The 24,174-nt window shown below is 34.8% G+C and carries 18 protein-coding genes; 10 read left to right on the forward strand and 8 right to left on the reverse strand.

Annotated features, from left to right (window positions below; genetic code table 11):
- Positions 1 to 53 precede the first annotated feature (53 nt).
- From OEA66_RS03615 to OEA66_RS03630, 4 genes are all read left to right on the forward strand, one after another.
- Positions 54 to 938, forward strand: a complete 885-nt coding sequence (locus tag OEA66_RS03615; RefSeq protein ID WP_267280095.1) for a Ppx/GppA phosphatase family protein — start codon at positions 54 to 56, stop codon at positions 936 to 938.
- 152 nt (positions 939 to 1,090) lie between these two features.
- Complete coding sequence (locus OEA66_RS03620) at positions 1,091 to 1,588, forward strand: DMP19 family protein (protein WP_267280096.1); 498 nt, start codon at positions 1,091 to 1,093, stop codon at positions 1,586 to 1,588.
- Positions 1,589 to 1,742: 154 nt separating this feature from the next.
- Complete coding sequence (locus OEA66_RS03625) at positions 1,743 to 4,823, forward strand: choice-of-anchor I family protein (protein WP_267280097.1); 3,081 nt, start codon at positions 1,743 to 1,745, stop codon at positions 4,821 to 4,823.
- Positions 4,824 to 4,948: 125 nt separating this feature from the next.
- The gene (locus OEA66_RS03630; protein WP_267280098.1) at positions 4,949 to 6,328 is read left to right on the forward strand and encodes a T9SS type A sorting domain-containing protein; all 1,380 of its coding nucleotides are present in this window, start codon (positions 4,949 to 4,951) and stop codon (positions 6,326 to 6,328) included.
- Between the two features lie 185 nt (positions 6,329 to 6,513).
- Here OEA66_RS03630 and OEA66_RS03635 read toward each other — a convergent pair whose 3' ends face one another.
- Positions 6,514 to 6,762, reverse strand: coding sequence for a NifU family protein (locus OEA66_RS03635; RefSeq protein ID WP_242802223.1), 249 nt, complete (start codon positions 6,760 to 6,762; stop codon positions 6,514 to 6,516).
- A 41-nt stretch (positions 6,763 to 6,803) separates the two neighbouring features.
- On the reverse strand, positions 6,804 to 7,907 hold the full coding sequence (locus OEA66_RS03640) for an Mrp/NBP35 family ATP-binding protein (RefSeq protein ID WP_267280099.1): 1,104 nt from the start codon (positions 7,905 to 7,907) through the stop codon (positions 6,804 to 6,806).
- 126 nt (positions 7,908 to 8,033) lie between these two features.
- Here OEA66_RS03640 and OEA66_RS03645 point away from each other — a divergent pair, with 126 nt between their 5' ends.
- On the forward strand, positions 8,034 to 10,835 hold the full coding sequence (locus tag OEA66_RS03645; protein WP_267280100.1) for a GH92 family glycosyl hydrolase: 2,802 nt from the start codon (positions 8,034 to 8,036) through the stop codon (positions 10,833 to 10,835).
- A gap of 121 nt (positions 10,836 to 10,956) precedes the next feature.
- Here OEA66_RS03645 and OEA66_RS03650 read toward each other — a convergent pair whose 3' ends face one another.
- Together OEA66_RS03650 and OEA66_RS03655 are read right to left on the reverse strand one after the other, a co-directional pair.
- Positions 10,957 to 11,670, reverse strand: coding sequence for a phytanoyl-CoA dioxygenase family protein (locus OEA66_RS03650; RefSeq protein ID WP_267280101.1), 714 nt, complete (start codon positions 11,668 to 11,670; stop codon positions 10,957 to 10,959).
- Positions 11,671 to 11,997: 327 nt separating this feature from the next.
- Positions 11,998 to 13,248: a dicarboxylate/amino acid:cation symporter gene (locus tag OEA66_RS03655; protein ID WP_267280102.1), complete on the reverse strand. Its 1,251-nt coding sequence runs from the start codon at positions 13,246 to 13,248 to the stop codon at positions 11,998 to 12,000.
- Positions 13,249 to 13,579: 331 nt separating this feature from the next.
- Here OEA66_RS03655 and OEA66_RS03660 point away from each other — a divergent pair, with 331 nt between their 5' ends.
- The 3 genes from OEA66_RS03660 to OEA66_RS03670 all read left to right on the forward strand — a co-directional run bounded on the left by OEA66_RS03660 (position 13,580) and on the right by OEA66_RS03670 (position 17,352).
- Complete coding sequence (locus OEA66_RS03660) at positions 13,580 to 14,071, forward strand: BON domain-containing protein (RefSeq protein WP_267280103.1); 492 nt, start codon at positions 13,580 to 13,582, stop codon at positions 14,069 to 14,071.
- A gap of 6 nt (positions 14,072 to 14,077) precedes the next feature.
- Positions 14,078 to 14,497 (forward strand): SH3 domain-containing protein, encoded by a 420-nt coding sequence (locus OEA66_RS03665; RefSeq protein WP_267280104.1) that lies wholly within the window; start codon positions 14,078 to 14,080, stop codon positions 14,495 to 14,497.
- A gap of 83 nt (positions 14,498 to 14,580) precedes the next feature.
- Complete coding sequence (locus OEA66_RS03670) at positions 14,581 to 17,352, forward strand: outer membrane beta-barrel protein (RefSeq protein WP_267280105.1); 2,772 nt, start codon at positions 14,581 to 14,583, stop codon at positions 17,350 to 17,352.
- Positions 17,353 to 17,618: 266 nt separating this feature from the next.
- On the opposite strand, the gene OEA66_RS03675 is transcribed toward OEA66_RS03670, so the two are convergent.
- Positions 17,619 to 18,323 (reverse strand): DUF6261 family protein, encoded by a 705-nt coding sequence (locus OEA66_RS03675; RefSeq protein WP_267280106.1) that lies wholly within the window; start codon positions 18,321 to 18,323, stop codon positions 17,619 to 17,621.
- Positions 18,324 to 18,806: 483 nt separating this feature from the next.
- Between OEA66_RS03675 and OEA66_RS03680 the strand changes: the two genes are divergently transcribed.
- Complete coding sequence (locus tag OEA66_RS03680) at positions 18,807 to 19,685, forward strand: HEPN domain-containing protein (RefSeq protein WP_267280107.1); 879 nt, start codon at positions 18,807 to 18,809, stop codon at positions 19,683 to 19,685.
- Positions 19,686 to 19,835: 150 nt separating this feature from the next.
- Positions 19,836 to 21,692: a CocE/NonD family hydrolase gene (locus tag OEA66_RS03685; protein ID WP_267280108.1), complete on the forward strand. Its 1,857-nt coding sequence runs from the start codon at positions 19,836 to 19,838 to the stop codon at positions 21,690 to 21,692.
- Between the two features lie 75 nt (positions 21,693 to 21,767).
- On the opposite strand, the gene OEA66_RS03690 is transcribed toward OEA66_RS03685, so the two are convergent.
- From OEA66_RS03690 to speB, 3 genes are all read right to left on the reverse strand, one after another.
- Positions 21,768 to 22,379 carry an alpha-ketoglutarate-dependent dioxygenase AlkB family protein gene (locus OEA66_RS03690; RefSeq protein ID WP_267280109.1) on the reverse strand — a complete coding sequence of 204 codons (612 nt, stop codon included), beginning with the start codon at positions 22,377 to 22,379 and terminating at the stop codon, positions 21,768 to 21,770.
- Between the two features lie 30 nt (positions 22,380 to 22,409).
- Positions 22,410 to 23,249: a bifunctional helix-turn-helix domain-containing protein/methylated-DNA--[protein]-cysteine S-methyltransferase gene (locus tag OEA66_RS03695; RefSeq protein ID WP_267280110.1), complete on the reverse strand. Its 840-nt coding sequence runs from the start codon at positions 23,247 to 23,249 to the stop codon at positions 22,410 to 22,412.
- Between the two features lie 67 nt (positions 23,250 to 23,316).
- Positions 23,317 to 24,168: an agmatinase gene (gene speB, locus OEA66_RS03700; protein WP_267280111.1), complete on the reverse strand. Its 852-nt coding sequence runs from the start codon at positions 24,166 to 24,168 to the stop codon at positions 23,317 to 23,319.
- Between the last annotated feature and the right edge of the window lie 6 nt (positions 24,169 to 24,174).

The raw sequence follows: 24,174 nt of genomic DNA on the forward strand, positions 1-24,174 counted from the left end.
TTTTTTTATAGATTTAATAAATCATTGAATTTCAATAAAATACATCATAAAACATGATTATTGCAGCGATAGATATAGGAAGTAATGCAGCCCGACTTTTAATAAACGAAGTAAAAATCCAAAACGGAGAACCCGAATTTATTAAACTTAATCTTTTACGAGTTCCACTGAGATTGGGAATGGATGTTTTCACTCTCGGAAAAATCGGCGAAGAAAGAGAAAAAATGGTCATCGATACTATGAGAATTTTCAGTGATTTGATGAGTATTTATAAAGTTGAACACTATCGCGCTTGTGCAACCAGTGCAATGCGTGATGCTGAAAACGGACAGGAAATTATTCAAATTGTAAAAGAGACTTCAGATATTAATATTGAAATTATTTCAGGAGACGAGGAAGCTACATTAATTTACGAAAACCACGTTGCAGAAGGACTTGATAAAGATTTCGCCTATCTTTATGTAGATGTTGGTGGCGGTTCTACCGAACTTACTTTCTACGAAAACGGAAAAATGGTTTACGAGAGATCTTTCAACATTGGAACAATCCGTTTATTGAATAACCTTGTTACAGAAGACAATTGGAAAGAGATGAAAGAGGAAATTAAATCTCATATCGTCAGCAAAAAACCAATTGTAGCCATCGGATCCGGAGGAAATATCAATAAAGTGTTTTCGATGAGTAAAACAAAAGACGGAAAGCCGATGGTTGCTTCTTATCTGAAAAAAGTGTACAAAGAATTAAGCGTTCTTACCGTTGACGAAAGAATGACGAAACACAATCTGAGACAAGATCGCGCCGATGTTTTGGCTCACGCTTTGAAAATTTATAACAATGTCATGACTTGGTCTGAAATCAACAAAATTTTTGTTCCGAAAATTTCTGTTGCGGATGGTTTGATTCATAATATTTATGATAAAGTTTCGGGAAAGAAGTAAATTCTATGATACAGAACATCTATACAACCTACGATACAATATAAAGTCAAAACATATTTAAAAATATTATGCAAAAATATCTAGTTAATATTTGCGCAATATACATTTGGATGTTTTTAGTAGTTTATTATATCAAATTCAAACTTTGACCTATGAGCAATATATCAACATTACTACTAACCAATAGCAAAAAAGATATATACAATTACATTGTAGAAAAATTATGGGATAAGTCATCAGACGGGTTTCAACTATCTTTGTTAAATGATTTCGAAAGACCGCTTATTTTATCACAAATGTTACAAGATAGTATTAATGGTGGTGGTATTAATTCTTTTTTCTATAACAATGCTGGAAAGTTCGCTTATGAAAGTTTGAAAGCATTAGAAGTGATTGGTGCGCTTGAAGTTGTTGCAATAATTAAAGAAGCAATTGAAATTTTTCCTGAACAACCTATTCCGGAAGATATTGAAATATGTAGAAATATTATGGAAATGATGCCAGATGAAAATAAAATTGATAACCGCTGGAACGAACTTAGTAATGAATTCTATAATATGGATGACTGTATAATTGAAGTTACACTAAGTTATGTCAAGCAGAATGAAGATAAGTTTTTTTTAAAACCTAAAAGAGAATCTAAGCTCTAAATAACCAAATTACGTAATTCTCAACAACGAAACAATTAACAATTCCTTAAAGAACCCCCTTTATTTAAACAAAATATTAATCATTTCTTAAAATTAAATTAAAAGCCTCACAACTTACAATCTTCATTTTTGCAACAATCTAAAATTAATAAAAATGAAGAACAAATACCTTTTGAGAGGTCTTTTGCCTATTGCCGCTTTATTTCATGGCGCAGTTTCAGGACAAAACACATTGATCCATTACTGGAACTTTAATACCAACACATCTGTTGCATCAATTACCACGCCTTCATCGGCTGCAACATTACAAACCGGAACAATTACAGCTTTTCAAAACGGTACTGCTGATCCTAATACTTTTATTAATTTATCAAGTGCTACTGGTAACGGTTTTGGCACAATAAACGGAAGAAATGGAGATGCTGCAGGCACCCATTTACGTTATAACAATCCTATCCCTGGAAATATTCAATTTGCTTTGCCTACAACAGGCTACAACAATGTTGTCGTAAAATTTACAACCAGAAGATCAGGCTCCGGAGCAGGAAAGCAAAAATGGTTTTACTCGATTGACGGAGTAACTTTTTTACCTTTCACTTATACCGCAAACAACGATCCCGAAGGTGCCGTTTTACCGGTTGACGGAGATCCAACCTTGGTAACCCTTGATTTCTCAAACAACTTTAGCGTAAACAACAACCCAAATTTTAGGCTGAAAGTTGAATTTACTGCAGGAGCGGGAGGAACAGTTGGTAACAACAGGTTCGACAATTTCACGGTTGATGCTACGGCTATGAGCGGAGTTGATACTACTCCACCAACGGTTGCTTATTTGCCTGCAAACAATGTAAATAACGCTTCAACAACAGTAAATCCTACCATTACTTTTAATGAAAATGTAAGATTAATTGACAACTCTGCGATTACTGCTGCAAATGCACAAAATCTTGTAGAATTAAGATTAAATAACTCAACAGGAACAGTTGTTCCGTTTACGACAACATTTGCAAATAATGCAATCACAGTAATTCCTACAACAGCACTGCTTCCAAATCAGGCTTATTATTTAGCCTTAAAACCAAATATGGTGGAAGATACAAGTGATAATGCAGTTACAACCACAACATCAAGCACTTTCACAACAGCAGGAACGAGCGTTTCTTTAGATAAAACTTTAGTTAAAGTAAACGAAAATGCAGGAACTTTAGCCTTTAAAATAAATGTTACAAATCCTTCGAATGCGACGGTAAATTTAGTAGCAAAAGCTGCTTACGGTACAGCAAATGCAAGTGATTATACATTTACAAACCAAACAATCAACATTACACCTTCTACGACAAGTGTAACGGTAAATATTCCAATTATTGATGATACTTTGGAGGAACAACAGGCTGAATATTTTGTTTTAAGTCTTGAAAATCCTGTTGGAACAACGATTACAGGAGATACTTCTTCTACAGTTTATATTATTGATAATGATAAAGCTGCACCTGTTCCATCAAATCCAAATATGTTAAGCTATATTGGAAGTTTTGACCCTTCAGGAAACAGTACAAGTTCTACAGAAATTGTTGTTCATGATCCTGCAACTCAGAGATTATTTACGATTAGTTCTTTAACGGACGTTTTTGATATTATTAATTTTTCCAATCCGCTATCTCCATCAGTTATTCAAACGGTGGATATGCTTCCTTATGGCGGAATTACAAGTATTGCCGTTAAAAACGGAATTGTAGCTGTAGCTTCACCAAACGCAACTAATCCTCAAGGAAATGGTTCTGTTGTTTTCTTTACTACGAATGGAGTATTCTTGAAGCAGGTTACTGTAGGAGTTTTACCCGATATGATTACTTTCACTCCGGACGGAAACAAAATAATGACAGCAAATGAAGGAGAACCAAACGATGCTTACACAGTAGATCCGGAAGGTTCTATCAGTATTATTGATATTTCCGGAGGGATTTCAAATTTAACACAATCAAATGTTACCACGCTTTCTTTGACACCATTTAACGGACAAGAAGCAACTTTAGCTCTTACGGGCGGAAGAAAAGTAAAATCTACGAGCACTTTAGCTCAGGATCTTGAACCGGAATACATTACAATCAGTCCGGATAGCCAGAAAGCTTGGGTTTCTTGTCAGGAAAACAATGCCATTATTGAGGTTAATTTAGCAACAAATACTTTAGGAAATATTTGGGGATTAGATAAAAAAGACATGAGTCTTCCAGGAAATGGTTTCGATGCTTCAGACAACAATGGAGAAGTTCTAATTGCAAACTGGCCTGTAAAAACATACTACAATCCGGATGCGATGGCATCTTTCAAAGTTGGAAATACCAATTACCTGGTTACAGCGAATGAAGGAGATGAAAAAGATTTAGGCGGATTCAGTGAAAGAACGACAGTTGGAGCCAACGGATACACTTTAGATTCAGCAATTTTCCCGAATGCATCTATTTTGAAAGCTTCGCATAATTTGGGAAGATTCAGAGTAACCAACGTAAACGGAAATACAGATGGTGACGCAGATTTTGAAGAAATTCATGCTTTGGGAGCTCGTTCATTCTCAATTTTCAATGCAGACACCAAACAGTTGGTTTTCGATAGTGGAGATCAGTTTGAAAGACACACCGCAGCTTACCATCCTTTGATTTTCAATGCAGATAATGAAGCAAACGGTGCAAAAAGCAGAAGCCGCGCAAAAGGTCCTGAACCGGAAGGCGTTACTTTAGGCACCATCGGAACTCAGACATTTGCATTCATTACTCTGGAAAGAACCGGAGGTGTGATGGTTTACAACGTTACAGACCCAAATAATGCAACTTTTGTAGATTATAAACATTCAAGATCTACTTCTGCATTTGGTGGAGACAACGGTCCGGAAGGAATTACTTACATTCCACCAGCAAATATGAATAACGGAAAAGGTTATATCATCGTTGCCAACGAAATCAGTGGAACTTTATCGATGTATGAAGTAATGACTTCTCCAACTTTAGCTACTGGCGAAGTTAAGCCTGAAAAAGCAACTTTCAATATCTTCCCGAATCCTGTGAACAAAGGAAATACTCTATATTTCAACAGAGCTCAGGGTTATGAATTATACGATATGAGCGGAAAACTTCTTGGAAAAGAGAAATCTGCCCTAACCATCGACACCTCAAAACTAAATACCGGAGTTTATCTAATTAAAGCTTCAGAAGGTGAAGTGAAAAGAGTAATTGTGAAGTAAAATCTTCATATTTGATTTTAATGAAGCCTCGGAAATTTTTTCCGGGGCTTTTTTGTTTAATAAATAAGACTTATCAACTTAAAAAAAATATTATATTTGTAAACATTAATAATTAAAACACAATTATGAAAAAGAAATTTACTACTGTGACCGTAGCAATGATCTCTGCATTTTATCTTAATCTTAACGCACAAACAATTAATTTAGATACATCTTTTGGAAACAATGGAATAGTTTCAATACCATTAACTGGTGAAGCTGATGATTTGCAGATTATAGAAAGCACCGACAATAAACTTTTTGTTTACGGAAAAGACGTTCCTTCATCTGTTTCATTAACTCCAAATAAAATTTACAAACTTAATTTAGATGGAAGCTATGATACTTCTTTTGGGATTGGTGGTACTTTAACGTTACCAAATTATGTGAGCGATTTTACAATAAGACCTCAAGGATCGGATAAAATTTTAGTTTCATTTCAAAAAACGTCGGAAGATCCATCAGCACAAATAAGTATCAGAAGGTATAATCTAAATAACGGGTCGCTAGATACTGCATTTGGTACTGCAGGAGAATTTACCACTACTTTCAATGGAGTCAACGGTTTCCGAAACAACAACACCGTAGTTTTATCAGATAGTTCAATCTTATTATCTACAGGTACAAGATTTATTAAGCTTTTATCAAACGGCACTACGGATAACAGCTACGGAAATAATGGAATTATTGTACAAAACAATAACGGTTATATATTAAGCTCTGGTTCAGAAATACTAAATTTTCATAATGATAAAATAAGTAAAACGACATCAACAGGAACAATTGTAAACAGTTTTGGCTCTAATGGAAACTTTACTTATCCGGCATCAAGTTATTATTTTTCAAAAATTGACTTCAATAGAAATATTAATTCTTTGGATCTAGACAACAACCTATTTTATAATATCAACACGGCGGGAAGTCTATCGAGTACGATTAATCTGACCAATGATAATAATACTCTTGATTTCTACAGTAATTTTGTTAATCATGGAAACGAATTTTATTTTGTAGGAGAATCAACCTCTGGGCATCCATTTATTTCTCATTATAATAATTCGGGGAATTTGGTGCAAATCAATAATCAAAATTCATACAAAGAAACAGGCATTGATGGGTCTTACACCTCTCTAATTGTAAAAAACAATTCTATCTACGCGGCAGGAGACAAATACACAGGCAATACATCATACTACATTATTGCTAAATATAATATTTCAAATACAAGCCTGCCAACTAGCGAAGTTAAGCCCGAGAAATCAAACTTCAATATCTTCCCGAATCCTGTGAACAAAGGAAATACCCTATATTTCAACAGAGCTCAAGGTTACGAATTGTACGATATGAGCGGAAAACTTCTTGGAAAAGAAAAATCTGCCTTAACGATCGACACTTCAAAACTAAATACCGGAGGTTATTTAATTAAAACTTCAGAAGGTGAAGTGGAGAGAGTAATTGTAAAGTAAAATTTTCATATTTGATTTTGCTAAGCCTCGGGATTTTCCGGGGCTTTTTTGTGGAATAAAACTAGTCGTAAACCTTGTCAAGGTTAATATACTGAGCGATTATAACCTTGACAAGGTTGGGTGATATTTTCAAAAAAAAGACAGACCCAAAAAGTCTGTCTTTAAAAAATATATCGTCGTATTTTTTACTCTACATTCACTACCTTTTCAATTTCGGGAGCGTGTTGCTTGATGGTATTTTCTACCCCTAATTTCAATGTTGAGAAATTAAGAGAGCAACCTGAACAGTTTCCCAGAAGTTTTACAAAAACGGTATTATCTTTTACATCTAAAAGCTCGATATCGCCACCGTCTTTGTTCAAAAACGGACGAATGCTTTCCAGAGCTTCCAATACCTTGGTTACAGTTTGTTCGTGTGCTATATTTGTCTCCATATTCGAATTTGGTTTTTCAAAAATTAATTTGAAATCATTATTTATTTTTTCGGTGAGCAACCTGCCATTGTCGTGATTTTCACGGCTTCTGTAGGCGGTAAAAATTTGTTTCTTTCTACTAAGCTCTCTACCATTTTTCTTGCAGTTTCTGTATAAATTTCTGCAATTTTTGAATTTTCCTGAAGCGCTGCAGGTCTTCCTACATCTCCCGCCTCTCTGATGCTCTGAATCAACGGAATTTCTCCCAAGACAGGAATATTTAAATCATCTGCCAGATATTGCGCTCCCTGATTTCCAAAGATATAATATTTATTGTCAGGTAGTTCTTCCGGCGTAAAATAAGCCATATTTTCTATCAGTCCAAGAACCGGAATGTTGATACTTTCCATATTGAACATTGCAATTCCTTTTCTAACATCCGCTAAAGCAACGTGTTGAGGCGTACTTACGATCACCGCTCCCGTTACCGGAACTTCCTGAATAATTGATAAATGAATATCTCCAGTTCCAGGAGGAAGATCGATTAGTAAGAAATCAAGTTCTCCCCAAGCTGCATCTCTGATCATTTGGTTCAACGCTTTTGAAGCCATTGGCCCTCTCCAGACTACTGCCTGATTGGCTCCTGAAAAATATCCGATGGAAAGCATTTTCACACCGTAATTTTCGATTGGTTTCATTAAGCTTTTTCCATTCACGTCAACAGAAATCGGCTTCTGTCCTTCTGTATCGAACATTGTAGGAACAGAAGGTCCGTAAATATCGGCATCTAAAATCCCAACTTTAAAACCCATTTTTGCTAAAGTTACCGCAAGGTTCGCAGCAACTGTAGACTTACCAACACCTCCTTTTCCGGATGCGATGGCAATAATATTTTGAATTCCAGGGATTTGTTTTCCTTTGATCTGACTTAGCTGAACTTCGCTTGGCTCGGGAGAAACTATTTTAAGTTTTAAATTGATTTCTTCTCCAAATTCACTTGCGAAAGCCTGTTTCATTGCAGCTTCAAGCTTTTTCTTTTCGTGCATTGCCGGTGAATGCGCAGTCATATCTATATAAACATCATTCCCCATCAATTGGAAGTTAGAAACCAAGTCGTCTACTTCTATTTCTTTAAGGAAATCCTGAATTTTTTCTTTAGTCAACATAAAAATATAAATTGACCACAAATTTACGGAATTTTTAGCTATTTAGAATCAATAAACATGGTGATAGATAAATTCTTTTGTGAAGCCAAAATTTGTGTATTTTAGGGCGATTTAAATTTAATATCAATGAAGAAAATATTATTCGTTCTTTTAGGATTAATTGCTCATAATTCGTTTTCACAAAATTATTCGCAATACGTCAATCCTTTTATCGGAACGGGCGGTCATGGCCATACTTTTCCAGGCGCGATCGTACCTTTTGGGATGGTTCAGCTTTCTCCCGACACAAGAATTGACGGAAGTTGGGATGGCTGCAGCGGCTATCACTATTCAGATTCGGTAATTTACGGTTTCTCGCATACGCATCTGAACGGAACAGGAGTTTCAGATTATGGTGATATTATGCTGATGCCGACAATGGGAACTCCGGGACTGACTCCGAAAGAATATTCATCCAAATTTTCTCATAAAAATGAAAAAGCAACAGCCGGATTTTATTCTGTCAAATTAGACAGACACAACATTGATGTCCGTTTAACCACGACAAAAAGAGTCGGATATCATGAATATAAATTCAATAAAGCAGGAAACGCCAACATTGTTTTAGATTTAAATCACAGAGATAAATTGCTGGAAGGTGAAGTGAGAATTATTGACAGCAAAACGATTGAAGTTTTCAGAAGAAGTGAAGCCTGGGCAACCAACCAATATATTTATTCAAGAATTGAGTTTTCAAAACCGATGAAAATTTCAAAAAAGGAATTTAATGGTAAAAATGAAAACAATACATTCTCAGGAACCAAATTGACTTTAGCTTTTACAACTGCGGTCAAGGGTGGTGAAAAGATCAGTGTAAAAGTTTCAATTTCTCCAACAGGTTACGAAGGTGCAGGAAAAAATATGCTGGCAGAAGGAAAATCAAATGATTTTAATGAAATTCAAACTCAGGCGGTCGCAGACTGGAATAGAGAACTTTCAAAAATTGAAGTGAAGTCTGACGATAAAGATAAACTCACAGTTTTCTATACCGCAATGTATCATGTTTTCACGCAGCCAAACATCAATATGGATGCTGACGGAAAATACCGTGGCAGAGACAACAAATTCTACATGGCAAAAGACTTCGGCTACCACTCTGTTTTTTCGCTTTGGGATACGTTCAGAGGTGCACATCCTCTAATGACTTTGATCGACAGAAAAAGAACGGCAGATTTCGTCAATACTTTTATTAAGCAACGTGAACATGGCGGAAGGATTCCGGTTTGGGAGCTCGCTTCGAATGAAACGGAATGTATGATTGGTTATCACGGCGTTTCTGTAATCGCAGATGCGATGGCAAAAGGGATTACAGGATTTGATTATGAAAAAGCCTTTGAAGCATCCAAAAATTCGGCAATGCAGGATATTTTTGGTTTAAGTGCTTACAAGCAAAATAATTACATCAGTATTGATGATGAGCATGAAAGTGTTTCTAAAACTTTGGAATATGCCTATGACGATTGGTGTATCGCTCAAATGGCAAAAATTTTAAACAAAAAAGACGATTACGAATACTTTATGAAGCGTTCTCAAAACTGGAAAAACCTTTACAATCCAAACAACGGTTTTATGCAGGCCAGAAAAAACGGAAACTGGTATGAGCCGTTTGACCCGAGAGAAGTGAATAACAATTACACGGAAGGAAATTCATGGCATTATTCGTACTTCGTTCCGCAGGATATTCCGGGATTAATTCAGGCGCATGGCGGAAAAGAGAAATTTGAACAGTTTATTGATGCAATTTTCGCTGCTCCTGATAAAACGACGGGAAGAGAACAAGTGGATATCACTGGTTTAATGGGACAATACGCTCAGGGAAATGAGCCGAGTCATCACATCGCTTACCTTTATAATTTCGTCGACAAACCACAAAAAACAGAAGCAAAAATCAAGTACATCCTTGATAATTTCTACAAAAATGCTCCGGATGGTCTGATTGGAAATGAAGACTGCGGACAGATGAGTGCATGGTATATTCTGAGCACAATGGGGATTTATTCGGTAACTCCCGGAAAACCTGAATGGGAAACGGTAACGCCATATTTTGATGAAATTAAACTTAATCTGGAAGACGGAACGACAAGAATCATCACAAAAAACACTCCTAAAAGTGAACTTAAAAAATTAGGTTTTGAAAACGTAAAAGTTGCCAAAGATTTAAAATACACCGAACAAACTGCTTCTCCTGTTATTGCTGCAGACAGACTTTTTGATTTCACCACTCAGGTTAAAATCACACCTTTGAATGCGAAAGATAAAGTCTACTACATGACGATGGATGAAAATGATGCCAACGTGCGAAAGACTTTTAAAGTGTACAAAGAACCTTTTACCATCAACAAAACGACACAAGTTTCAACTTACGCGGAAAGAAGTGGTGAAAAAAGTGCAATCACTACAGCTCATTTCAACAAACGCCCGAATCATTGGGATGTGACGATCAATGCAACTGCCAATCCTCAGTACACAGCAGGTGGAAAACTGGCAATCATCGACGGAATCAACGGTGACGTAAACTGGAGGAAAGGCGAATGGCAAGGCTATCAGGGACAAACCGTGGAAGCCATTATTGATTTTAAATCTCCTCAGCAAATGAATCATATTTCCTCAACTTACTTACAGGACAGCCGTGCATGGATTTTAATGCCGAAAAAAGTAGAATATTACGCTTCAATGGATGGAAAAACTTTTATTCTTCTGAAAACTCTGGAAAATAACATTGATGCTAAGGATGAAACCGTTCAGGTGAAAGATTTTGCAACAGACATTCTTCCGACCGAAGCCCGCTATCTGAAAGTAAAAGCGTATCATTTCGGGAAACTTCCTGCATGGCATCAGGGAGCAGATGGTGATGCGTATGTTTTTGTGGATGAGATTTCTGTGAAATAAAATTCGAGATTTACAATTTTAAAATAATGAAACCTCTTTCGATTTGGAAGAGGTTTTTTTGGTTTTTATGATTAAATCTTGAGAATTGGATTCTAAAAAAAACGCTGAATTTCTAATGATCTTAATGCATTCTCTCCGACCAATTCAATTCCTCTGGCAATTCCCGATCAGAAAATTCAATGTGTATTACCCTCCTTTTCTTTCCATTCGTCGTTCGGTTAGAACCGTGAAGAAGCAGAGGTTTCATAATCATCACTCCGCCTTTCTCAACACTGCATATATTTTCAGTTTCCACATTCCAGTCAATGGTTTCGGGTCTGTAGATTCCTTTTGCGTGGGATTTTGGAACTACTTTTAAAGCTCCATTATGTTCATCAGTATCGTCTAAATGAATTCTTATGGTAAAAATATTTTCAAGAATATTTAAAGGCGGCTGAACGGCAAACTGATTTTGTTTCGTTGTCCAGGGCCCGAAGTTTTCCAGTTCGACCTTCTTATCAACTGAGATAGTCAAATCCTGATGATAGGCAACGTACCAGTTTGATTTTTCAGGTTTATCGAAGTAAATACTTTTGACTACAAAATAATTTTCGCCAAAAATTTCTTTAATGATTGTCTTTAAATTTTCATTAAAAATCAAATCTTTCACCTCAGGAATTTCCTTTAAAAACTGACGGATGGCAAAAAGATCTTCCGACTTCCTGAACGTTTCTTTTGAGGTGTCAATATTTCGGATCACTTCACTTATTTTTTCAATTTCTTCTGTAGAAAAAACATTGTCAATCACGGAAAATCCTTTATCAGCAATTGTATTTTTATGATGTTGTAAGTTCATTTAATGATAGGTTTTTAATCTATTTTTAACGCAAAGTTCGCAAAGTTTTTTTTTTTATTCTCAAAAATTTCCCTTCATTTTCAAATCAAAATTTCCTCCTATTCAAAAACACTAATTCTTAAACTGAAAGGAATTTACTCCGAAATATAATAAAATTTGATAATTAAGTTTGACTGACTACCACCCTAGCCCCGATTGTAATGAAAATCCTTTTTTGCAAAAAAAGATTGCAATGGAAAGCGGGATTAAGCTCCTAAAAACAAATGGTCAATAATGAAAATAAAAATTCACTATTGACCATTCACTAACTTAAGTTAAATTAATATTTTACATATCACCACCATGATTATCGAGCTGCCCTTCCCATTTCGAAACGGCAGACGTCGCCAGAGCATTTCCTAAAACATTCGTCATACTTCTCGCCATATCACAGAAATGGTCAATCGGTAAAATTAATGCAATTCCTTCGGGCGGAATTCCAAACATGGAGCAGGTTGCTACGATGATTACCAAAGAGGCTCTCGGAACTCCCGCAATCCCTTTTGAAGTTAACATTAAAACCAAAAGCATGGTGATTTGTTGTCCAACAGACATTTCGATTCCGTAAATCTGAGCGATGAAAATGGAGGCAAACGTCATGTACATCATACTTCCATCCAGATTAAATGAATATCCTAAAGGTAAAATAAAAGAAACTACTCTATTATTGCATCCGAATCTTTCCAGCTCTTCAACCAATTTAGGGAAAACAGCTTCCGAACTTGTTGTAGAGAAAGCGATTAACAAAGGAGATTTTATTCTTCTTAACAAATCAAATAAACGGTTTCCTAAAATCATATATCCAACTAACAATAATACAAGCCAAAGAACAGCAATGGCAAAGAAAAAATCTCGGAGATAAATCGCATAAACCTTAAAGATTTCAAAACCATTGGTCGCAACAACGGCAGCGATGGCTCCTAAAACTCCAAGCGGTGCAAACCACATGATATAACCCACCATTTTCAGGATTGCATGAGCAATGACGTCGAACAATTTAATTACAGGCTGAGCATATTCGTCACCTAAATTCGCCAAAGCCACCCCAAACATAATGGAGAAAACCACAATCTGAAGAACTTCATTGGTTGCAAAAGCTTCAAAAATACTTTTAGGAATAATATGTTTTACAAAGTCTTCCAAAGAAAAACCTTTGCTTGATTTTAAAAGCTCATCGGCAGATGCTGCATCCTGAATGGGAAGTTTTGTAACGTGCCCCGGCTCAAGCCAATTAACTAAAATTAAACCAATAAAAAGAGAAACCAATGAAGCGGAAATGAACCAAAGCATGGCTTTCGATCCTACCCTTCCAATCATCTTAATATCGCTCATTTTTGCAATTCCCACTACCAAAGTTGTGAAAACCAATGGTGCAATAATCATTTGAACAAGCCTGATGAAAACCGTTCCTAGAAGTTTTATATTTTGAGAGAATGGTTTTGCACTGTCAGGATATTGAAGATGTACAAATCCTCCTATTGCAACACCAAGGATTAATGCAATGATGATTGCAAAAAATAGTTTATTCTGTCCTTTCATATGTAGATTTCTATTATTTTTTTAGGTTATTTGGAATTGTGCCTTCTTCATCAGAATTTGCCTTTTCTTTATAATTAAACGGCGAACTTCATTTGAGTTTGCAAATCGTGACAATTTCATCGTATTATCAATTGCCACAAATATAATAGTTTTAAAGTTTAGGCTTAAATTATTATTAAAAAGCAATTAAAATTCAAAGAATTTAAATTTAAGATTCAGATTATTAAAAACTTAGCATAAAATCCTATCATATTTATTAAATTTTTCAATCATTGGTATAGATTTTATTATTACATTTGAGTCTAACGAAAAACATTAAATAAAATCAATTATGAGAAAAACAATCACAATGTCTGCTTTAGCTTTAGCAGTATCATTTGGGGCTATTTCGTGCAAAAAGAAAGTTTCTGACGCTGATCTTCAGACTCAGGCAACAACTATTGTAGCTGCAACTCCTACTGCAACTATTGAAGTAAAAGAAGGTGTTGCTCATCTTGGAGGAACATTTGCTTCTCAGGCTGAAAAAGATGCTGCAATTAAATCCTTAAAAGAAATTAAGGGAGTAAAAGATGTGCATGATATGGCAACTGTAGAAACACTTCCACCTCCACCACCGCCTGTAGAAACTACTTCAGCTGTAGATCCTATGGTTCAGCAAAAGGTACAGGATGCTGTAAAAGATTTCCCAACGGTAAAAGTAGAAGTTGTTAATGGAGAATTAACGCTTACTGGAAATGTTTCTTCAGCTCAAGCTAGAAAAATTAAAGAATCTGTAGATGCTTTAAAAGTTGGAAAATATAACAATAAATTAGTAGTAAAATAATCAGACATGAGCACATTACAAGATAAATATTCAAGTGTAGTTTCTGCTGCCCAGTCTGCAGGAGTTTCAAATTTACAAGTTCAGGAGCAGGATGGAATTCTTTATGTTTCCGGAAATGCTTCAAACACAGCTGCTAAAGATGCAGTTTGGAACGCTCTAGGAGCAATTGATTCTACGTATTCTGCTACAGATATCAACATCGATGTGCAGGTTGCAGGTCTTTCTGCAGGTGCAAATCTTACGGTTGCCACTGAAGAATCAAATTTAAATATCAGACAAGAGCCTTCAACTGAAGCTGCTGTTGTAGGAAAAGCTGCTAAAGGTGCTTCTGTAACTTTAGTTGAGCAGACTTCAGACGATTGGTGGAAAGTAAAAACTGCCGATGGACAGGAAGGTTACGCTTATTCAAGATATTTGAAGGCTTAATTTTAAGAATTTAACTGACTTTAACTATAAACATCCCCTACAAGGGATGTTTTTTTATTACTTTTGCGCCATAAAATCAATAAATGGGGAAAAAGTTTTGGTTGCTGATCTTTGTAATCAGCAATTTATTATTAAATGCACAAAAATTAAGCATCGATGGAAAAGTTTTAAATTTTGAAAAAAAATCAATTGAAAACGTCACCGTTTATTTACTTAAACAAAAAGACTCTTCTATTGTCAATTACACAGCGACTAATCGTGAAGGAAAATTTTCTCTAAAAACAGATGAATTATCAGAATCAACTATTTTGAAAATTGATGCTGAAAAATATATCACCTACTCCAAAAGCTTTGATATAATTAAAGAATCGGTTTCTTTAGGAGAAATTGAGCTGGAGAAAAACTCTATTCAAAATATCGAAGAGGTAAAGATTACAGCTTCACCGGTTAAAATTAAAAAAGACACCATTGAATTTAATGCTTCAGCAATAAAAGTACGACCAGACAGTAAAATTGAAGAACTTTTAAAGCAAATTCCGGGAGTTGAAATTAGCAATGAGGGAAAAATAACGGTTAACGGAAAAGAAGTTGACCAAATTATGATCAACGGAAAACCATTCTTCGATAAAGACGGGAAAATCGCATTGCAGAATCTTCCGGCTGATATTATCAAAAACATCCAGTTTACTACTACGAAAACTAAGGAAGAGGAATTGAGTGGGAAAGCTGCGAAATCGAATAATACAACCATCAATTTTAATATTGATGAAAAGAAAAACAAAGGGCTTTTATCCCGACTGACTGCAGGATATGGTTCTGACGAGCGTTATGAAGGCAGTTTGCTTTTGAGCTATTTTAAAAAAGATACCAAAATCAGTCTTTTGGCTTCGTCAAACAACATCAATTCGCAAGGATTTTCTAATGATGAGGTTTTCGACAGTATGGGACACGGTAGAAATTCGTGGATCATGCAGGGCGGATCTGTGATTACAGACGGCGGAAACACCTATTACACACAAGGCGGAAACAATACCAAAGGAATCCAAAGAAGTACAACGGTTGGCTTTAATTATAGTGACAAATTTGACAAAAATGCAGATTTGGAGACTTTAAGTTTAATGCACGTCAACAATAATTTGGAGACAAGATCTAAAGTTTCCAGAACGACATTACTTCCTGATTTTACTTTAAAAACAAACTCGGAAAACAATGGTGAAAACGAAACGCAACAATATAGTTTTGACACCGCTATAAGAATTAAAATTGATACGCTTACCAATATTTATTTCTCGCCCAACTTCTCAAGAACAGAAGGTTTTAGTTTTAATAATTCAAAATCATCCACTTTAAGAGACAATATACTCCTTAACGAAAGTGATTCTTACACAAGCAATAAATCTGAGAGCAATAATTTCTCGCCAAATCTATATTTCTCAAGAAAATTTAAGAAAAAAGGTCGTATAGTTTCTGCCAATATGAATACCACTATTTCAGAATCAAAAAAAGAAAATACAAATACCTCTTCAACTATTTTCTATCAAACCACAGATCCAAATGATATAAGAAACCAGCTTTCTAAAACAAAAAATCAAACCAACAGATATCGATTTACAACTGCATATTCTGAACCTCTATCTGATTCATCGAATGTGACCGTAAATTTAACGTACGAAAATAAATTATCCAGAAACTTACGAGACGTCAATGATTTTGATCTGACTAACGGACAGTATTCCGATTACAACGATGTTTTATCGAATACGATGAGCCAAAAAATCAACCAACTTAGCCCTGAAATATCTTATGAACTTAATAAAAAGAAAATCAATGTTTGGGCAGCGGCAAGCTTGGATATTACAGATATGAATGTAAACTCATTTTTTAACAGTCAGCGATACAATTTGCAAAACAGTTTTACATTGCCGAGCTTTAACATGAATTTTCAATATCAGTTTTCAGACAACAAAAGACTGAGTATTTATAACAACTCCGACTTTTCAATTCCAACTGCAGAACAGCTGAGTCCGTTTACAGATAACATCAATCCTTTGGTGAGCTATCGTGGAAATCCGGAATTGAAAAACAAATGGCAAAACTCTACTTACATTTACTACAGCAATTATAATATGTTGAAAAACATGAATTATTATATGAACCTAAGTTTCAATTACTATAATAATGATGTGACTAACTATTCTTACTACGACGATTCCGGGAAGCAGTTTGTGACGTACACCAACGTTAGCGGAAACAAATATGTAAACCTGGGTGGTGGATTTTCAAAGACGTTCAAATGGAAACAAAATAAACTGACTTTAAATCCGAGATTTAATATGAATTATGGTTACAACAGAGGTTTCATCAATGCAGATCAGTTTATCAGCGAAACATACAGCATTAACCCTGGATTTAATTTTACGTATGAATTAAAAGATAAAATCACCATCAAACCATCCTATTCCTTGGGTTACAATTTCTCAGAATACAAAAATTACAGTATTGGAAATGTTAAAACCAGCAATCAGATTTTAAAGATGGAATTGACCAATTATATTTTTAAAAGTAAACTTGTTTTCGGAAATGATTTTGAATACAACACAACGTCAAACATTGCACCCGGTTTCAAGAGAGATTTTTATTTCTGGAACACCAGTCTGGGATATTCATTCTTTAACAAACAGCTGACCGCAAAAGTAAAAGTATATGATGTCTTAAATCAAAACCAAAGCGTAAGACGTACCATTACAAACACTTACTTTGAAGACCGTGAAGATTTGATTCTGAAACGTTACGTGATGTTTTCTTTAACCATGAAGCTTAATAAGTTTGCAGGAAAGAAAGCAGAAGTAAAATAAAACATTATCATTACTACTAAAATATACGGAGAAAATTCTCCGTATATTTTTTATTTTTAAATTATTTTTTGATGAAATAAAGTTACAGTTAATACATTGTGTATTTTGAAACTACATTCGTCAATTCGAGTGTTTTTTCGTAACAAAGTGGAGAAAAAATGTATCGAGAATAGAGATTATCTTGTAGTTATAAACTTCTCGATATGATTTTTTCAGAAATCTACTCAAAGCGACGAAAATAAATTAAAATATACAGCGAGCTAAACTTATTCAGGTTCTTCATTATTTTTCTTTCTCGCAACAGCAGAATTTCTCGCTGCTTTTACCAACTCATTGACCTCAGCGTATGCATCTTTCCAATCGGGAATATCTTTCAGAGCGGTGAGCATATTAAAATAAGATTTCAATGTTTTTTCTAAACTTCGGCGCACTGATGATGCGCTTTGCATTTGCCGAAGACCCGCATTAGCTTCTGTCTGTTCTTCGAAAATTTCTTCAAAATACTCATGTTTGGTCTTCATCTCTGTAAAAGCAACAGATAGAGACAGATTTCCCAGTTTCTGAGTATTGTCAGGACTTTCCATTGCTTCAATCAGTTTTTTCATCTGAGCATTCTGCGAAGAATAGCTCATGCGGTCGAGGTTTAAACCAAACTCCACAAACACCTGATACAGATCTTCCGCATCCTGCACATTCGGTACCGAAGCCACCTGTCGGTAACCATTCACAAACGCTTTTATACCGCTGAAAGCAAAATCTCTGTCGCGATCCGCTTCCGCCACATCTTTCACTTTTCCGCTAAACGTTTTCTTGGTGTAGACGGCATCATAATTTGTATAGTAGGTCGACAATTCGTTAACCAAAGGATGGTTTGTAAGTGCCGGATATTTTCCGGAAGCTGAAACATTGATGGTTCTTTTTGTGAGCGTCGCCAAATCTTTGGTGCTCAATCTCTGTACTGAAATTTTCATACGTCAAATGTGTTTTTATTATTAATAATTTAAAAAATAACTTGATCAAATATAAAATAAGTTGTATTTAAATACAAACACCATTGTTTGATCTAAATGTAAACGTACAGAAAGGACAAACACCCCTGTTTTAATTAAATGTAAAATGATTTTAAATATAAACACGGGTGTTTGGACTTAATGTAAAGTGACGGAAAGGAGAGACAAGCGTGTTTGAGCTTTATGTAGAATGAGTTTAAGGATGATTTACCTTGTTTTATTCAGAGTACTTTCTATTTTTTTTTCTTTGAATTGTAAGACCATAAAAATCTTTTACTATTGAATTGTATATTTGATAAAGAAATAATATTACTAATAGATTTTTCTGAGATAGCAAAATTTAATACTTAACAATGATTGAAGCAACAATAATAGTAAGCATCCACAATCTAGAATTATCTAGAAAGACAATTTTTCCACTCAACGACATTGTTACTTTAAGTAATGATATCAATTTTATTAAATAACATAATTCAAAATGAAAATGTAAAAATATTACTTGGCTTAAACGAGATAAATTTCATAATTCAAAATGAAACATTCTTGTTAATTAAACAATCAATTAACAAAAACCTCAATGATTTTAATGAAAGAGAAGTACTTTCTAAAACACTAAGTAATATTCAAATTCTGTGTCAATGTTTTTGGCTTGTTAAAGATAATGCTATCAGAAGCGAACTTGGGCATTTAATTTATTACTCAGATGAAAATAAAACTACACACTTGCATACAAATCTTTGGAGCTCAACTCTTACAAATTATTCCGGAAACAACATGGAACTTGTTGAGCTCAATTTAGAAGAAATAATTCTAAGCAATTCTGCATTTTCGACACTTGCTGAAAACCTATATAATAGTAATAATATAAATAAAAATGTTAAATTAACAAGTAAACAAACTAGATTAAATAGAGCATTTTATTTTTTACAATCAGCAAGACAAAGTGAAGATATTGGTACGAAAATTGCGCACTATTGCTCAGTTTTAGAAAGTTTATTTTCTCTTTCAAATTCCGAGCTAAGACATAGGTTATCAGAAACTGTATGCTTTTTTCTTGGAAACAATAAAGAAACTCGAATTGAAATATATAAAAAAGTTCAAACAGCTTATGATATAAGGTCATCAATCGTTCATGGTGACGGAATTTCAGAAAAATTTATTAAAAATGACTTTAAATTACTGTATGAAGTTTCAAAAAACGCTGATGATATATTGAGGAAGTGCTTAGATAAAATTCTGAGAAATGAAGATTTAATATTATTATTCACTGAAAAGTCTAAAGATGAACTTTCTGAATTCATTCAGCATTTAATTTTTAAATAAAATCAATAAGATAAAAGTATTACGCCCTATTTGTCGAAAAACAACAAAAGACCAGAAGTAATTCCTGTCTTTTTCATTTCCAGACTTTTCATTTTAAAAAGCATTAAATTAAAAACTAATTAATCATTAAATTAGCGACAAATTTCAAGCATGAACATCCGATATTCATTTTTACTGCTTTTGCTTTTCATCTTTGGAAATGCACAAACTCAACCACAAGAAAATTTTGTAAAAGACAATTTCACCAAGCAGGAATTTTACATTCCAATGCGTGATGGGACAAAATTGTTTACAGCAGTATATATTCCGAAAGATATTTCTAATAAAAATAAATATCCTTTTCTGATGCAGAGAACCTGCTACAGCATTGCGCCGTACGGAGAAAATGAATACCGCAGAAGTCTCGGCCCGAACAAATATCTGATGAATGACAAATATATTTTTGTTTATCAGGATGTTCGCGGAAGATATATGAGTGAAGGAACTTTCACCAATATGACCCCTCAAGTTGAACGAAAAACAAAAAAAGATGTCGACGAAAGTACCGATACCTACGACACGATAGAATATTTAATTAAAAACATCAAACACAACAACGGAAAAATTGGCCAATACGGAACTTCTTATCCAGGATTTTATACGGCTGTAGGTACATTGGCGCAGCATCCGGCTTTGGTGGCTTCGTCTCCACAAGCTCCGATTTCAGATTTCTGGAATGATGATTTTCTGCATAACGGAAGATTTATGTTAGGTTATTTTAAAACATTTCCTGTATTTGGCGTTCAGAAAACAAAGCCTGAAAACAAATCGTGGTACAGCAATTCTATGATTAAATCGACTTCTGAGGATGGTTTAAAATTCTACCGGGATATGGGAACGTTGAAAGATGGTTATAAGAAGTATTATAAAGATAACTTCTTCATGACAGAAATAATGAATCATCCCAATTATGATGAATTTTGGCAGAAAAGAGGCATTTTACCACATCTGAAAAACATCAATCATGCAGTAATGACCGTTGGTGGATGGTTTGATGCGGAAGATCTTTCAGGACCTTTAAATATTTACAAAACCATTGAAAAAACCAGTCCGAAAGCTAAAAACACTATTGTGATGGGACCATTTTCTCATGGAGGTTGGGGACGTGAAGAAGGAAAGCATTTTCATAATCAGATTTATTTCGGAGACAGCATTGCAACCTATTATCAGAAAAATATTGAAACGAAATTTTTCAATCATTATTTAAAAGGAAATACCAAACAAGACGCAGGTTTACCCGAAGCTTTGATGTATGACACCGGAGCAAAACAGTGGCGTGAATTTGCAACCTATCCGCCAAAAGAAGCTCAAAAAGTCAATTTCTATTTAGCCAACGGAACTTTAAAAAATTCTGCAGGACAAGGTTCATCAGAATATTACAGTGATCCGAATCATCCTGTTTTAAGTTCTGATAACCTGAAAGACTTTAACGGATTTACGCCAAGAAATTATATGTCCGAAGACCAAAGATTTGCAGTCGGAAGACCTGATGTGTTGACTTTCACAACAGATATTTTAACAGAAGACATGACTTTCGCCGGGGAAATTTTATCTAAATTAAATATTGCCTCAACTTCTACCGATGCAGATTTTGCCGTAAAATTAATTGATGTTTATCCTGAAGATTTTAAACCAGCTGAAAAGAAAGACGGGGTGATTTACGGAAATTATCATCAAATGGTAAGAAGTGAGATTATGCCTGCAAGATTCAGAAATTCGAGAGAAAAAGGAGAAGCTTTGGTTGCGAATCAGAAAACTGCAGTGAATTTCAGGTTGCAGGATGTGGTGCATACGTTTAAAAAAGGGCATAAAATTCAAATTCAGATTTCTTCTACATGGTTTCCTTTGTTTGCTGTGAATCCTCAGAAGTTTATGGAGAATCCTAATTTTGCGACTAAGGAAGATTATACCAAAGCGTTCATCAAAGTTTTTGAAGACTCTTCGATTGAAGTTGAAGTTTTGAAATAAGTTAGAAGTTAGAAGTTAGAAGTTAGAACGAAATTAAGCTTGTAAAGAATAGCAGTGTGATTTGCACTGCTTTTTTTATTCCTCAATCGTTCTGAAAGTCAAGTTTACTCGTGGCGATTTTACTTTTGTGGTTGGCGGAAGTCTATGAAGCCAGTTTTCCTGGGTTGTTCCTTTCATCACGAGTAAACTTCCGTTTTCCAGTGAAATATCAATTCTTTCTTTAGAAACTTTATGTTTGAAAGAGAATTTTCTTTCTGCTCCGAAAGTCAGGGATGCGATTGCTCCGTGTTTCTTCAAATCCTTTTCTCCATCGCTGTGATAGGCCATTCCTTCGCTTCCGTCATGGTATAAATTCAGAAGACATGAATTGTAGGTTTCGCAGGAAACTTCTTCACATTTTTGTTTTAAAGCTAATAATTCGGGAGTCCAGAGTTTTGCATATTTTGTACGGTTGGAATAAGTGTATTCAAATTCTTTTTCGCCAAACCATGCGACTTTTCTTTTGGTATAAATCAGTTTTCCGAAAATAACCGCTTCATCATTTTCCCAGGGAATTTGGTTGAATAAATACTGATAATATTTTTCACATTCGGCATCGGAAAAAACCTTACCGTAATATTCTGTAACTCCATCTTTGGGAAGAATATTGATGGGAAAATCTTGTATTTCGTCGAACAAATTATTCACTTTAATTTAAACTATTCATTAAAATTACAATCAATATACTTTTGCACTTTCCCAGCCAATCATCAACTGTTTCCTATCACTTCCCCACATATAACCGCCGATTTTTCCTGATGACTGTATTACACGATGACAGGGAATTAAAAATGCCACAGGATTACTTCCGATTGCAGTGCCAACTGCTCTTGAAGCTTTTGGATTACCAATTTTATCGGCTAAATTTCCATAAGTGGACAGTTTTCCTAATGGAATTTTCAGTAAACTTTCCCAGACTTTCAACTGAAAATCTGTTCCTTTTAAGTGAAGTTTAATCGTATTAAGTTCCGACCAGTCTTTATTAAAAATAGACAAAGCATTTTGTTGAAGATCATCTTCTTTTTCAATAAAAAATGCATTGGGAAATCTACTCTGTAAATCTCTCAATGCATGATCTTTATTTCCCTCAAAAGCCATGTAGCAAATTCCTTTTTCGGTAGATGCTGTAATAATTTTTCCAAACGGGCTTTGGGAGAAACTGTAATTTATTCTCAGATTTCTTCCGCCGTTTTTGTATTCTGCAGGCGACATTCCTTCAATATTCACAAACAAATCGTGCAATCTGCTCGTACTTGAAAGTCCTGTCTCTAAAGCTGTATCAAACAAACTTGCTTTTTCTTCTTTCAATAAACTTTTTGCGTGTTCAAGACTGATAAACTGCAAAAATTTCTTCGGACTCGTTCCTGCCCAATCGGTAAATATCTTCTGAAAATGTGCCGGACTCAAATTTACTTTTTCAGCAACCTCATCCAAATTTGGCTGAAGCTTAAAATTGCTTTGAATAAACTCAATCGCTTTGGCAATTCTCTGATAATCTATTTCGTCTTGTGTGGACATTTTATTTTGTTTTGTATCACAAATTTCCAAAGAAAAACTGAAAGAAAAAATCCGTTTCGTGCGGAATTTAGTCTTTGTTGATGTGATAATATGCCAACATTTTATAATACAGTTTTGCTGCTAAAAATGCACTTGGCTTAGAATACGCAGAATCCATCAATTCTACAATATCAAACGCAACAACATTACATTTTTCGAAAACTTTCCTCAATAATTCTAACGTTGGATACCACTGTAAACCGCCTGGTTCAGGAGTTCCTGTAGATGGAGCGATTGATGGATCAAAAGCATCTAAATCGATCGTGATGTACACATTTCCTGAAACTTTTTCTAAAACATCATTTACCCAATTGTCATTATTGGCGATTTCGTGAGCGAAAAACACTCTTCCTTCCGGTAAATATTCAACTTCTTCAACATCCATTGAACGGATTCCAACTTGTACCAAATTATGCTTCTGATTTGCTTCAAAAACCGCACAAGCATGATTAGAAGTAGAACCATGAAATTCCGGACGAAGATCTGTGTGAGCGTCTAATTGAAGAACCGTAAGATTTTCAAATTTTTCTCCAACCGCACGAATAGAACCAATAGAAACAGAATGCTCTCCACCGAAAAGTGTAAACAACTTATCTGTTGCCAAAAGCTCTTTTGTTTTTTGATAAACTGCTTCTGTCATCGCTTCAGGAGTTGAATTTTCAGAAACTTCTCCGGCAAGATAAACTCCTTCAAGATAAGGTTCAGTTCCCGTTTCGATGTCGTACAGCTCCATGTTTTCCGAAGCATCTAAGAACAATTCGGGTCCTTTGTCGGCACCTTTTCCCCAAGTTGAAGTTCCATCATAAGGAACCGTTACCAAAACTACTTTTGAATTTTCTAATGAAGCATTTTCTTCAGGAATTCCTGCGTATGTTTTCATAATTTA

The organism is Chryseobacterium luquanense (assembly GCF_026460945.1).
In the GTDB taxonomy this organism is placed as follows: Bacteria; Bacteroidota; Bacteroidia; order Flavobacteriales; family Weeksellaceae; genus Chryseobacterium; species Chryseobacterium luquanense.